Origin of the sequence: Pseudomonas sp. Y24-6 (assembly GCF_020295325.1) — a bacterium.
Classification (GTDB): domain Bacteria; phylum Pseudomonadota; class Gammaproteobacteria; order Pseudomonadales; family Pseudomonadaceae; genus Aquipseudomonas; species Aquipseudomonas gregormendelii.
Genome location: NZ_JACBXG010000012.1, coordinates 105,964 through 119,133 on the forward strand (window position 1 = coordinate 105,964; position 13,170 = coordinate 119,133).

12 protein-coding genes and 2 tRNA genes are annotated in these 13,170 nt (G+C 58.5%); 13 read left to right on the top strand and 1 reads right to left on the bottom strand.

The window, feature by feature from the left end:
• The first annotated feature begins 47 nt into the window (after positions 1-47).
• The 3 genes from carB to HYI44_RS21910 are packed head-to-tail and all read left to right on the top strand — an operon-like array spanning position 48 to position 4,178.
• Positions 48-3,269: a carbamoyl-phosphate synthase large subunit gene (gene carB, locus HYI44_RS21900; RefSeq protein ID WP_045060049.1), complete on the top strand. Its 3,222-nt coding sequence runs from the start codon at positions 48-50 to the stop codon at positions 3,267-3,269.
• Positions 3,266-3,742 (top strand): transcription elongation factor GreA, encoded by a 477-nt coding sequence (greA, locus tag HYI44_RS21905; RefSeq protein ID WP_008029775.1) that lies wholly within the window; start codon positions 3,266-3,268, stop codon positions 3,740-3,742. Before carB ends, greA begins: the two co-directional genes overlap by 4 nt.
• 31 nt (positions 3,743-3,773) lie before the next feature.
• Positions 3,774-4,178, top strand: coding sequence for an MFS transporter (locus tag HYI44_RS21910; RefSeq protein ID WP_225570527.1), 405 nt, complete (start codon positions 3,774-3,776; stop codon positions 4,176-4,178).
• Between the two features lie 9 nt (positions 4,179-4,187).
• Here the strand turns inward: HYI44_RS21910 and HYI44_RS21915 are convergent, their stop codons facing one another.
• On the bottom strand, positions 4,188-4,496 hold the full coding sequence (locus HYI44_RS21915) for a YhbY family RNA-binding protein (RefSeq protein WP_225570528.1): 309 nt from the start codon (positions 4,494-4,496) through the stop codon (positions 4,188-4,190).
• Between the two features lie 101 nt (positions 4,497-4,597).
• On the opposite strand from HYI44_RS21915, the gene rlmE reads away from it, so the two are divergent.
• The 10 genes from rlmE to nusA all read left to right on the top strand — a co-directional run bounded on the left by rlmE (position 4,598) and on the right by nusA (position 13,167).
• Positions 4,598-5,227, top strand: coding sequence for a 23S rRNA (uridine(2552)-2'-O)-methyltransferase RlmE (gene rlmE / locus HYI44_RS21920; RefSeq protein ID WP_225570529.1), 630 nt, complete (start codon positions 4,598-4,600; stop codon positions 5,225-5,227).
• A 197-nt stretch (positions 5,228-5,424) separates the two neighbouring features.
• Positions 5,425-7,335, top strand: coding sequence for an ATP-dependent zinc metalloprotease FtsH (ftsH, locus tag HYI44_RS21925; RefSeq protein WP_122837463.1), 1,911 nt, complete (start codon positions 5,425-5,427; stop codon positions 7,333-7,335).
• Between the two features lie 8 nt (positions 7,336-7,343).
• The gene (gene folP / locus HYI44_RS21930) at positions 7,344-8,195 is read left to right on the top strand and encodes a dihydropteroate synthase (RefSeq protein WP_122837464.1); all 852 of its coding nucleotides are present in this window, start codon (positions 7,344-7,346) and stop codon (positions 8,193-8,195) included.
• A gap of 17 nt (positions 8,196-8,212) precedes the next feature.
• On the top strand, positions 8,213-9,550 hold the full coding sequence (gene glmM / locus HYI44_RS21935; RefSeq protein ID WP_122837465.1) for a phosphoglucosamine mutase: 1,338 nt from the start codon (positions 8,213-8,215) through the stop codon (positions 9,548-9,550).
• A gap of 66 nt (positions 9,551-9,616) precedes the next feature.
• Positions 9,617-10,372, top strand: a complete 756-nt coding sequence (tpiA, locus tag HYI44_RS21940; protein ID WP_122837466.1) for a triose-phosphate isomerase — start codon at positions 9,617-9,619, stop codon at positions 10,370-10,372.
• Between the two features lie 4 nt (positions 10,373-10,376).
• Positions 10,377-10,760: a preprotein translocase subunit SecG gene (gene secG, locus HYI44_RS21945; protein WP_017336473.1), complete on the top strand. Its 384-nt coding sequence runs from the start codon at positions 10,377-10,379 to the stop codon at positions 10,758-10,760.
• Between the two features lie 22 nt (positions 10,761-10,782).
• Positions 10,783-10,868 (top strand) — tRNA-Leu (locus HYI44_RS21950).
• A 96-nt stretch (positions 10,869-10,964) separates the two neighbouring features.
• Positions 10,965-11,041: transfer RNA gene (locus HYI44_RS21955), tRNA-Met, on the top strand.
• Between the two features lie 138 nt (positions 11,042-11,179).
• Positions 11,180-11,638: a ribosome maturation factor RimP gene (rimP, locus tag HYI44_RS21960; RefSeq protein WP_010463487.1), complete on the top strand. Its 459-nt coding sequence runs from the start codon at positions 11,180-11,182 to the stop codon at positions 11,636-11,638.
• Positions 11,639-11,685: 47 nt separating this feature from the next.
• Positions 11,686-13,167 (top strand): transcription termination factor NusA, encoded by a 1,482-nt coding sequence (gene nusA, locus HYI44_RS21965; protein ID WP_045060041.1) that lies wholly within the window; start codon positions 11,686-11,688, stop codon positions 13,165-13,167.
• Positions 13,168-13,170 lie beyond the last annotated feature (3 nt).

The window sequence follows — 13,170 nt, forward strand, 5'->3', positions numbered from 1 at the left end:
GAACAAGACGGCTTGCCGACTGACCTGCGGATTTGAGTGACAAACCCATGCCAAAACGTACAGACATTAAAAGCATCCTGATTCTCGGCGCTGGCCCGATCGTGATCGGCCAGGCCTGCGAATTCGATTACTCCGGCGCCCAGGCCTGCAAAGCCCTGCGCGAGGAGGGCTACCGCGTCATCCTGGTGAACTCCAACCCGGCGACCATCATGACCGACCCGGACATGGCCGACGCCACCTACATCGAGCCGATCAAGTGGCAGACCGTTGCCAAGATCATCGAGAAAGAGCGTCCGGACGCGCTGCTGCCAACCATGGGTGGCCAGACCGCCCTGAACTGCGCCCTGGACCTGGAGCGCGAAGGCGTCCTGGAAAAATTCGGCGTAGAGATGATCGGCGCCAATGCCGACACCATCGACAAGGCTGAAGACCGCTCGCGCTTTGACAAGGCGATGAAATCCATCGGCCTGGACTGCCCGCGCTCGGGTATCGCCCACAGCATGGAAGAAGCCAACGCAGTGCTCGAGAAGCTTGGCTTCCCGTGCATCATCCGTCCGTCCTTCACCATGGGCGGCACCGGTGGCGGTATCGCGTACAACCGTGAAGAATTCGAAGAAATCTGCGCCCGTGGCCTGGACCTGTCGCCAACCAAAGAGCTGCTGATCGACGAATCCCTGATCGGCTGGAAAGAATACGAGATGGAGGTTGTCCGCGATAAGAAGGACAACTGCATCATCGTCTGCTCCATTGAAAACTTTGACCCGATGGGCGTGCACACCGGTGACTCGATCACCGTTGCGCCGGCGCAGACCCTGACGGACAAGGAATACCAGATCATGCGTAACGCCTCCCTGGCGGTACTGCGCGAGATCGGCGTGGAAACCGGCGGCTCCAACGTCCAGTTCGGCATTTGCCCGGACACTGGTCGCATGGTGGTCATCGAGATGAACCCGCGGGTATCCCGTTCGTCGGCACTGGCCTCCAAAGCCACCGGTTTCCCTATTGCGCGCATCGCTGCCAAGCTGGCGATCGGCTACACCCTGGATGAACTGCAGAACGAAATCACCGGCGGTGCTACGCCTGCGTCCTTCGAGCCGTCCATCGACTACGTCGTGACCAAGCTGCCTCGCTTCGCCTTCGAGAAATTCCCGAAAGCCGACGCGCGCCTGACCACTCAAATGAAGTCAGTAGGTGAAGTCATGGCCATCGGCCGGACTTTCCAGGAATCCTTGCAGAAAGCGTTGCGCGGCCTGGAAGTGGGCGTTTGCGGCCTGGACGAGAAGCTCGACCTGAGCAATCCGGAAAGCATGAGCATCCTCAAGCGCGAACTGACCGTGCCGGGTGCCGAGCGTATCTGGTACGTGGCTGATGCCTTCCGCGCCGGCCTGTCGGTCGAAGACATCTTCGGCATGAACATGATCGACCCGTGGTTCCTGGTGCAGATCGAAGATCTGATCAAGGAAGAAGAGAAGGTCAAGACCCTGGGTCTGGCCAGCATCGACCGCGACCTGATGTTCAAGCTCAAGCGCAAAGGCTTCTCCGACATGCGTCTGGCCAAGCTGCTGGGCGTGACCGAGAAGGCGCTGCGTCGTCACCGCCACAAGCTGGAGATCTTCCCGGTCTACAAGCGCGTTGACACCTGCGCGGCCGAGTTCGCCACCGACACCGCCTACATGTACTCGACTTACGAGGAAGAGTGCGAAGCCGCCCCTTCGGGTCGCGACAAGATCATGATCCTCGGCGGCGGTCCTAACCGTATCGGCCAGGGCATCGAGTTCGACTACTGCTGCGTGCACGCGGCATTGGCCCTGCGCGAAGACGGTTACGAGACCATCATGGTCAACTGCAACCCGGAAACCGTTTCCACCGACTACGACACCTCCGATCGCCTGTACTTCGAGCCAGTGACCCTGGAAGACGTACTGGAAATCTGCCGCGTCGAGAAGCCAAAAGGCGTAATCGTCCAGTACGGCGGCCAGACCCCGCTGAAACTGGCACGCGCCCTGGAAGAGGCCGGCGTGCCGATCATCGGCACCAGCCCTGACGCCATTGACCGCGCCGAAGACCGTGAGCGCTTCCAGCAGATGGTCGAGCGCCTGAACCTGCGCCAGCCGCCAAACGCCACCGTGCGCAGCGAAGATGAAGCGATTCGCGCTGCCAGCAAGATCGGTTACCCGCTGGTGGTTCGTCCGTCCTACGTGTTGGGCGGTCGTGCGATGGAAATCGTCTACGAAGAAGAAGAGCTCAAGCGCTACCTGCGTGACGCGGTGAAAGTGTCCAACGACAGCCCGGTGCTGCTCGACCACTTCCTCAACTGCGCCATCGAGATGGACGTGGATGCGGTCTGCGACGGCACCGACGTGGTGATCGGCGCGATCATGCAGCACATCGAGCAGGCCGGCGTTCACTCCGGTGACTCCGCTTGCTCCCTGCCGCCGTACTCGCTGCCTGCGCACATCCAGGACGAGATGCGCGAACAGGTCAAGAAAATGGCCCTGGAACTGGGCGTTGTCGGCCTGATGAACGTACAGTTGGCGCTGCAAGGCGAAGACATCTACGTCATCGAAGTCAACCCGCGCGCTTCCCGTACCGTACCTTTTGTGTCCAAGTGCATCGGTGTTTCCCTGGCAATGATCGCGGCGCGCGTCATGGCCGGCAAAACCCTGAAGGAAATCGGCTTCACCAAGGAAATCATTCCTAACTTCTACAGCGTGAAAGAGGCGGTATTCCCGTTCGCCAAATTCCCTGGTGTGGACCCGATCCTGGGCCCAGAGATGAAGTCCACCGGTGAAGTGATGGGCGTGGGCGACACCTTCGGCGAAGCATTCGCCAAGGCCCAGATGGGCGCCAGCGAAGTGCTGCCGACCGGCGGTACCGCGTTCATCAGCGTGCGCGACGATGACAAGCCACTGGTTGCAGGGGTAGCCCGTGATCTGATCAACTTGGGTTTCGAAGTGGTTGCCACCGCCGGTACTGCCAAGCTGATCGAAGCCGCAGGCCTGAAAGTGCGCCGTGTGAATAAGGTGACCGAAGGCCGTCCGCACGTGGTCGACATGATCAAGAATGACGAAGTCACCCTGATCATCAACACCACCGAAGGTCGCCAGTCGATCGCCGACTCGTACTCCATTCGTCGTAACGCGCTGCAGCACAAGATCTACTGCACCACGACTATTGCTGCTGGCGAAGCCATCTGCGAAGCGTTGAAGTTCGGTCCCGAGAAGACTGTGCGCCGCTTGCAGGATCTACACGCAGGATTGAAGGCATGATCAAGTACCCAATGACCGTCCAGGGCGCCAAAGCCCTGGAAGAAGAACACGCTCACCTGACCAAGGTCGTCCGTCCGAAGCTCAGCCAGGACATCGGGACGGCCCGCGAGTTGGGTGACCTGAAGGAAAACGCCGAGTACCACGCTGCCCGCGAGCAGCAAGGGATGGTCGAGGCGCGGATTCGTGACATCGAAGGCCGGATTCAGAATCAGGTCATCATCGACGTCACGTCCATTCCTCACACCGGTAAAGTGATTTTCGGCACCACCGTTGAAATCGCCAACGTCGAGACGGATGAGCGCGTCACTTACCACATCGTGGGTGAGGACGAAGCTGACTTCAAACTCGGCAAGATTTCGGTGGGTTCACCACTGGCCCGCGCCTTGATCGCCAAGGAGGAGGGTGACGTGGTTGCCGTGAAGACGCCGGGTGGCGTTATCGAGTATGAGATTGTCGAAGTTCGCCACATCTGATAAGCCATGGCGCCCGCTTCGTGCGGGCGCGATGCTCTGGCAGCTGACCCAGATGTTATGGGTAGGCGGCCTGTGGCTGTTGCATATCGGTCTGCTGCCGGTGCTGGGCTGGATTGGCCTGGCGCCGCTGCTGATCGACGAAATTGCAGGCATGCTGAATGCGCTGATGGTGGCGTTTGCCGCAGCGTGTGTGATTTTTCAGGCTTTGGTGCTGATTCAGGCCGAGGGCCTTGCCAGTCTATGGCGCGATATCCGCGGGCAACTGCTGTTGATGGCGCTGTATGCGTGCGGGATGTTTTTTGCCGTGCGCCTGGGGTGGCCGGATGCCGTGCCCTGGCAGGTTTTCAGCTATCTGGTCCTGGGGTTTTCCGGGCTGGTGCTGGTGTTGCAGCCGGTACCTGGATGGAGTGGCAGGGTGCGCGAAGCACACCCTTGACCCTTGTCATCACTTGAAGCGATGGACGTTCGACAGCTGCTTGTTGACGCTGAAGTTCTTGCGGTGAATCAGTGCCATCTTGCCGATGACCTGGACCAGGTCCGCTTTACCGGCCTTGCACAGCTCTGCAATGGACGCCAGGCGCGATTCGCGATCGAGGATGTTGAGCTTGATCTTGATCAGCTCGTGATCCGCCAAAGCGCGTTCAAGTTCGGCTAACACACCTTCAGTCAAACCGTTGTCCGCCACGATCAAAACCGGTTTCAGATGGTGGCCAATGGATTTGTACTGTTTCTTCTGCTCTTGAGTGAGCGGCATAATCTGACCCTTTCGTCTGGATTCTGTAAAATGGCGGCCATTTTACCCGAGGGCTCGTGGATCCGCCCAATTAATCACGACCCTTATCATCGAGGTGCCCAATGGCGCGTTCCAAGACAAGCCTTGGCTGGCTGAAAAGACATGTCAATGATCCCTATGTGAAGCAGGCGCAGAAGGATGGTTACCGCTCGCGTGCGAGCTACAAGCTTCTGGAAGTCCAGGAGAAATACAAGCTGATCCGTCCGGGTATGAGCGTTGTCGACCTGGGTGCGGCGCCCGGCGGCTGGTCGCAGGTCACCAGTCGGCTGATCGGTGGTCAGGGGCGCCTGATTGCCTCGGACATTCTGGAAATGGACAGTATTCCGGACGTGACTTTCATCCATGGTGACTTCACCCAGGACGAAGTGCTCGCCCAGATCCTTGAAGCCGTGGGTAATTCGCAGGTGGACCTTGTGATTTCCGATATGGCCCCCAATATGAGTGGTACGCCTGAAGTAGACATGCCAAAAGCCATGTTTCTATGTGAACTGGCGCTTGATCTGGCGGCTCGGATACTCAAGCCGGGTGGTAATTTCGTGATCAAGGTGTTTCAGGGCGAAGGGTTTGATGCTTACGTGAAGGACGCTCGTCAGAAATTCGACAAGGTCCAGATGATCAAGCCGGACTCTTCCCGTGGCAGTTCCCGCGAGCAATACATGCTGGCTTGGGGCTTTCGCCGTCCTGCCGAGTAAGGTTTTTTAGCGGGTCGATAGGATTTTCGTATTTCGCCCCGCGGGCAATAGCGAATATTGTGTAGAAAGTGTTTCACAAAGGGTTACAGACGGCGCCTGCCAGAGCCGTTCGTAATGTAGTAAGTTAGGCCGGTGAATATCATGCGAAGCGCGCGCCATTAGCGGAGCTTGCTTCAGAGGGTAGTTAATTGAACGATATGGCAAAGAATCTGATCCTGTGGTTGATCATCGCGGCAGTCCTGGTGACGGTGATGAACAACTTCTCCAGCCCTAACGAGCCGCAGACCCTCAACTATTCCGACTTCATCCAGCAGGTCAAGGATGGCAAGGTCGAGCGCGTAGCCGTTGATGGTTATGTCATCACCGGCAAGCGCAGCGATGGCGACAGCTTCAAGACCATCCGTCCGGCAATTCAGGACAACGGTCTGATCGGTGACCTCGTGGATAACCACGTCGTTGTCGAGGGCAAGCAGCCTGAGCAGCAAAGCATCTGGACTCAACTCCTGGTGGCCAGCTTCCCGATCCTGGTGATCATCGCCGTGTTCATGTTCTTCATGCGCCAGATGCAGGGCGGTGCAGGGGGCAAGGGTGGGCCGATGAGCTTTGGCAAGAGCAAGGCACGCCTGCTCTCCGAAGATCAGGTCAAGACCACATTGGCTGACGTTGCCGGTTGCGACGAAGCCAAGGAAGAAGTTGGCGAGCTCGTCGAGTTCCTCCGCGATCCGGGCAAATTCCAGCGCCTGGGCGGTCGCATCCCTCGCGGTGTGCTGATGGTCGGTCCTCCGGGTACCGGTAAAACCTTGCTGGCCAAGGCGATTGCCGGCGAAGCCAAGGTGCCGTTCTTCACCATTTCCGGTTCCGACTTCGTCGAGATGTTCGTCGGCGTGGGTGCGAGCCGTGTTCGTGACATGTTCGAGCAGGCCAAGAAACACGCGCCTTGCATCATCTTCATCGATGAAATCGACGCCGTCGGTCGCCACCGTGGCGCCGGCATGGGTGGCGGTCACGACGAGCGCGAACAGACTCTCAACCAGTTGCTGGTAGAGATGGACGGCTTCGAAATGAATGACGGCATCATCGTCATCGCCGCGACCAACCGTCCGGACGTACTGGACCCTGCGTTGCTGCGTCCGGGTCGTTTCGACCGTCAGGTTGTGGTCGGTCTGCCGGATATCCGTGGTCGCGAGCAGATTCTCAAGGTGCACATGCGCAAAGTGCCAATGGGTGACGATGTCGCTCCTGCGGTGATTGCCCGTGGTACCCCGGGTTTCTCCGGTGCCGACCTGGCCAACCTGGTGAACGAAGCGTCGCTGTTCGCTGCCCGTACCGGCAAGCGCGTCGTCGAAATGAAAGAATTCGAGCTGGCCAAGGACAAGATCATGATGGGCGCCGAGCGCAAATCCATGGTCATGTCGGAAAAAGAGAAGCAGAACACCGCCTATCACGAAGCCGGCCACGCCATTGTGGGTCGCGTAGTGCCTGAGCATGATCCGGTCTACAAGGTCTCCATCATCCCGCGCGGTCGTGCGCTGGGTGTGACCATGTTCCTGCCGGAAGAAGATCGCTACAGCCTGTCCAAGCGTGCGCTGATCAGCCAGATCTGCTCGCTCTATGGTGGCCGTATCGCTGAAGAGATGACCCTGGGCTTCGACGGTGTCACCACCGGCGCTTCCAACGACATCATGCGTGCCAGCCAGATTGCGCGGAACATGGTGACCAAGTGGGGCTTGTCGGAAAAACTCGGTCCGTTGATGTACGCCGAAGACGAGGGCGAAGTGTTCCTCGGTCGTGGCGGCGGTGGTCAGAGTGCAAGCTTCTCCGGTGAGACAGCGAAGCTGATCGACTCCGAAGTGCGCAGCATCATTGACCAGTGCTACGGCACCGCCAAGCAGATCCTTACGGACAACCGCGACAAGCTCGACGCGATGGCCGATGCCCTGATGAAGTACGAGACGATCGATGCTGAGCAGATCGACGACATCATGGCAGGTCGTACTCCTCGCGAACCTCGCGACTGGTCGGGTGGTACAGGTAATTCCGGTACTCCTCCGGCAGTGCAGGATCCGCGTCCGGAAACACCGATCGGCGGTCCTGCTGCTGACGTTTAAGGTTTGAAATGACTTCTGTTCAGTCCTCAACCCGGTTGCCTTGCGGCAACCGGGTTCTTGATTTGGCCCATACGCATGTCATGGGCATTCTCAATGTAACTCCCGACTCTTTCTCCGATGGTGGCCGATACAGCCAGCTCGATGCGGCCTTGCGCCATGCCGAAGCGATGGTGGCCGCCGGCGCGACCTTGATCGATGTCGGCGGTGAGTCGACCCGGCCGGGTGCCAGGGCGGTTTCTCCGTTGGAGGAGATCGAGCGCGTAGCGCCTATCGTCGAGCGCATCAGCCGCGAACTCGATGTGATCATCTCGGTGGATACCTCCACCCCGGCAGTCATGCGCGAAGCCGCGCGGCTGGGGGCTGGGTTGATCAATGATGTGCGCTCCCTGCGTCGTGAGGGCGCCCTGGATGCGGCGGCAGCTACGGGCTTGCCCGTGTGCCTGATGCATATGCTGGGCGAGCCTGGGGACATGCAGGATGATCCGCATTATCAGGACGTGACCAAAGAGGTCGGTGAGTTTCTCGCCGAGCGCATGGTCCAGTGTGCGCTGGCTGGAATTCCAGCCGAGCGGGTCATCCTGGATCCGGGCTTCGGCTTCGCCAAAACCCTGCAGCACAATCTAAGCTTGTTCAGGCACATGGAAACTTTGCATGCCCTGGGGCGCCCCCTGCTGGTCGGGGTTTCGCGCAAGAGCATGATTGGTCATGCGTTGAATCGCCCGGTCGGGGAGCGCCTGTATGGCGGCCTGGCACTGGCGGCACTGGCGTGCGCCAAGGGAGCGCGTATATTGCGCGTCCATGATGTAGCCGAAACAGTTGATGTAGTGCGGATGATTACCGCAGTTGAAACAGCCGAATAAGAGTGATGGAGCAACTTATGACTAAGAAATATTTTGGTACCGACGGCATTCGCGGTCGTGTCGGCGAATACCCTATTACCCCTGACTTCATGCTCAAGCTCGGCTGGGCGGCAGGCATGGCCTTTCGCAAGATGGGTGCATGCAAGGTGCTGGTGGGCAAGGACACGCGCATTTCCGGGTACATGTTTGAGTCGGCGCTGGAGGCTGGCCTGACGTCGGCCGGTGCCGATGTGATGCTGCTGGGGCCGATGCCGACGCCTGCCATTGCCTATCTGACTCGTACGTTTCATGCAGAAGCCGGGATCGTGATCAGTGCCTCGCACAATCCCCACGACGACAACGGCATCAAATTCTTCTCCGGCAAGGGCACCAAGCTGCCGGATGAAGTCGAACTGATGATCGAAGAGCTGCTCGACACCCCGATGACCGTGGTTGAATCGAGCAAGATCGGCAAGGTTTCGCGCATCAACGACGCCTCGGGTCGCTACATTGAATTCTGCAAGAGCAGCGTGCCGACCGGCACCAGCTTTGCTGGCCTGAAGATCGTGCTCGACTGCGCCCATGGTGCGACCTATAAGGTGGCCCCGAGCGTATTTCGTGAGCTGGGGGCTGAAGTCGTAGTGCTTTCCGCCCAGCCCAACGGCCTGAACATCAATGACAATTGCGGCTCGACCCACATGGGCCAGTTGCAGGCTGCCGTACTGGCCGAGCATGCAGACCTGGGTATCGCCTTTGATGGTGATGGCGATCGGGTATTGATGGTCGATCACACCGGGGCCATCGTTGATGGCGACGAGTTGCTCTACATCATTGCCCGCGACCTGCATGAGCGCGACAAGCTGCAGGGCGGCGTGGTCGGTACCCTGATGAGCAACCTGGGTCTGGAGCTGGCACTGGCTGAGCTGTCGATTCCTTTTGTTCGCGCCAATGTCGGTGACCGGTATGTGATTGCTGACCTGCTCGAGCGCAACTGGCTGGTGGGTGGCGAAAACTCCGGGCATATCGTGTGCTTCAGCCACACCACTACGGGCGATGCGATCATTGCGGCGCTGCAAGTGCTGATGGCGCTCAAAACTCGCGCCGAAGGCCTCGCCCAGGCACGCCAGGCGCTGCGCAAGTGCCCTCAGGTGCTGATCAATGTGCGTTTTGGCGGCGGCGCCAACCCGCTTGAACATCCGGCAGTCAAGGAGGCCAGCCAGCGCGTTACTGACGCCATGGCGGGTCGTGGACGCGTGCTGTTGCGCAAGTCCGGTACCGAGCCGCTGGTGCGTGTCATGGTCGAAGGCGAGGACGAAACACAGGTTCGCGGCTACGCCGAAGAGCTGGCAAAGCTGGTTACTGAAGTTTCTGCCTGAATTCGGCTTGCCAGCCTTGATTGTGTTGGGTAACATCTGCGCCCACTTTGACCGACGAGGTACAGCATGCGTCGCCCTATGGTAGCTGGTAACTGGAAGATGCACGGTACCCGCGCCAGCGTCGCTGAGCTGATCAACGGCCTGGGTCAACTGGCCTTGCCAAGCGGTGTTGATGTAGCGGTATTCCCGCCTTGCCTGCATATCAATCAAGTGATTGATGGCTTGAAAGGCCAGCCGATCCAGGTCGGTGCACAGAATGCTGCGGTGCAAGCCCAGCAAGGTGCGTTGACCGGTGAGATCGCGCCGAGTCAGTTGGTGGATGCAGGTTGTACCCTGGTTCTTGTTGGACACTCCGAACGCCGCCAGATCATGGGCGAGCAGGACGGAACACTGATCCGCAAGTTCGCAGCGGCACAGGCATGTGGCTTGATTCCGGTGTTGTGTGTAGGGGAAACCCTCGAGCAGCGCGAAGCCGGAAAAACTCTTGAAGTGGTCGGGCGTCAGCTGGGCTGCATCATCGAGGAGCTGGGTGTTGGTGTCTTTGCCCAGGCAGTCATTGCTTACGAGCCGGTCTGGGCCATTGGCACCGGGCTAACGGCTTCGCCGCAACAGGCGCAGGATGTGCATGCAGCCATCCGCGCCCAGTTGGCGGCAGAAAATTCTGAGGTCGCACAAGGTGTGCGGCTTCTATACGGCGGCAGCGTGAAGGCGGCCAATGCGGTCGAACTGTTCGGCATGCCGGATATCGATGGGGGGCTCATTGGTGGAGCTTCCCTGAATGCAGATGAGTTCGGTGCGATCATTCGCGCCGCGGGAAACTGAAAAAATGCTGGAAACAGTCGTAGTCGTTTTTCATCTGCTGGGTGCATTGGGCGTAGTTGCTCTGGTTTTGCTGCAGCAGGGTAAAGGTGCGGATGCTGGTGCGTCTTTCGGAGCAGGTGCTTCAAATACTGTGTTCGGAAGCCAAGGTTCCTCTACCTTTCTTAGTAAGTTTACTGCTATACTTGCCGCAGGTTTCTTCATAACCAGCTTAGGGTTAGGTTACTTTGCTAAAGAGAAAGCTCATCAGCTGACTCAAGTAGGTTTGCCAAATCCAGCAGTGTTGGAAGTACCAAAGCAACAACCGGCTTCTGATGATGTACCGGTGCTTCAAGAGCAAAAGTCGGCTACTCCAGCGACTGACGTGCCTCCAGCTCAAGAGCAGAAGTAAGAAGGGTTTCAAACGTAGTATTGCCGAGGTGGTGGAATTGGTAGACACGCAACCTTGAGGTGGTTGTGCCCATAGGGTGTAGGGGTTCGAGTCCCCTTCTCGGTACCAATTATCAGGAGAGCCCGCTGTTGCGGGCTTTCTTGTAGGTGGAAGGTTACATTGACCCTGGAAGGGATCGGTCGTATACTTCCGCCCCAGCTTTGTCGCGGGGTGGAGCAGTCTGGTAGCTCGTCGGGCTCATAACCCGAAGGTCGTCGGTTCAAATCCGGCCCCCGCAACCAGTTTAAAGAGCCCCTTTTAAGGGGCTTTTTGTTAGCTGGACACTTTCAACGCCGCTGTTCGACGGCGTTTCAAGGATGGGCGTTTCGCCCATTTTTTTATTTTGCACAGCATGCACATACATGCACGAGGGGGTTCAGGTGTCGAGCAAGCTAGAAGAGTTGCAGGCCTTGCTGGCCCCGGTGGTCGTGGCCCTAGGCTATGAATGCTGGGGTATTGAGTTTTCGGCTCAAGGTCGCCACTCAATGTTGCGCGTTTATATCGATAAAGAGGGCGGTGTGCTGGTGGACGACTGTGCCATTGTCAGCCGTCAGATCAGTGGTGTCCTGGACGTTGAAGATCCAATCGCCGTTGAATACACCCTCGAAGTTTCCTCGCCTGGCATGGAACGCCCGCTGTTCACTATTGAGCAGTTTGCAAAATTTGCCGGTGAACAAGTGAAGATCAAGCTGCGCTCGCCTTTTGAAGGACGACGCAACTTTCAGGGCCTTCTGCGCGGTGTAGAAGAGCAGGACGTCGTGGTGCAGGTAGAAGACCATGAGTTCCTGTTGCCGATCGATATGATCGACAAGGCCAACATTATTCCCAGTTTTGACTGAGACGCGGATCCCGCGGATCCAATGGCTTGCGAAAGGCGAGGCGTACGATGAGCAAAGAAGTACTGCTGGTTGTTGAGTCGGTATCCAATGAAAAGGGCGTACCGGCAAACGTAATTTTTGAAGCGCTGGAGCTGGCTCTGGCCACTGCTACCAAGAAGCGTTTCGAGGACGAAGTCGATCTGCGTGTGGAAATCAATCGCCACACCGGTGCCTATGAGACTTTCCGTCGCTGGACGGTCGTCGAAGAAGCGGACCTGGACGATCCGGCTATCGAAACCTGGCCGAGCAAGGTTGCTGAAACGCATCCTGGTGCTCAGGTCGGTGACGTAGTCGAAGAAAAGATCGAGTCCATCGAGTTCGGCCGTATCGCTGCACAGACCGCCAAGCAGGTCATTGTGCAGAAAGTTCGCGAAGCCGAGCGCGCTCAGGTCGTTGATGCTTATCGCGAGCGCCTGGGAGAAATCATCTCCGGCACCGTGAAGAAAGTGACCCGCGACAACGTGATCGTCGACCTGGGCAACAACGCAGAAGCGTTGCTGGCTCGTGAAGACATCATCTCCCGCGAAACTTTCCGGGTTGGCGTGCGACTGCGTGCGCTGCTCAAGGAAATCCGCACCGAGAACCGTGGCCCGCAGCTGATCCTGTCGCGTACCGCGCCGGAAATGCTGATCGAGTTGTTCCGCATCGAAGTGCCGGAAATCGCTGAAGGCCTGATCGAAGTAATGGCTGCATCCCGTGACCCGGGTTCGCGTGCCAAGATCGCGGTCCGCTCCAAGGACAAACGCATCGACCCGCAGGGCGCTTGCATTGGTATGCGCGGTTCGCGCGTCCAGGCAGTGTCGGGCGAGTTGGGCGGCGAGCGTGTGGACATCGTCCTGTGGGACGACAACCCGGCTCAGTTCGTGATCAACGCCATGTCCCCGGCTGAGGTTGCGGCAATTATCGTTGACGAGGATGCCCATGCAATGGACATCGCCGTTGGCGCAGACAATCTGGCTCAGGCCATCGGTCGCGGAGGTCAGAACGTGCGTCTGGCCAGCCAGTTGACTGGCTGGACCCTGAACGTGATGACCGAATCGGACATCCAGGCTAAGCAGCAAGCAGAAACCGGCGACATCCTGCGCAACTTCATCGACGAGCTGGAAGTCGACGAAGACCTGGCACAGGTGCTGGTAGATGAAGGCTTCACCAGCCTGGAAGAGATTGCCTACGTACCGGTGGAGGAAATGCTCAACATCGATGGCTTTGACGAAGAAACCGTCAACGAGCTTCGCGCTCGTGCCAAGGATCGTTTGTTGACCAAAGCCATCGCTACTGAGGAAAAGCTGGCAGACGCCCATCCGGCCGAAGACCTGCTCTCGCTTGAGGGTATGGACAAGGATTTGGCGATGGAACTGGCGGTGCGCGGCGTAATTACCCGCGAAGACCTGGCCGAGCAGTCTATTGACGATCTGCTCGACATCGACGGCATTGACGATGATCGTGCCGGCAAGTTGATCATGGCCGCCCGAGCCCATTGGTTCGAGTAATTA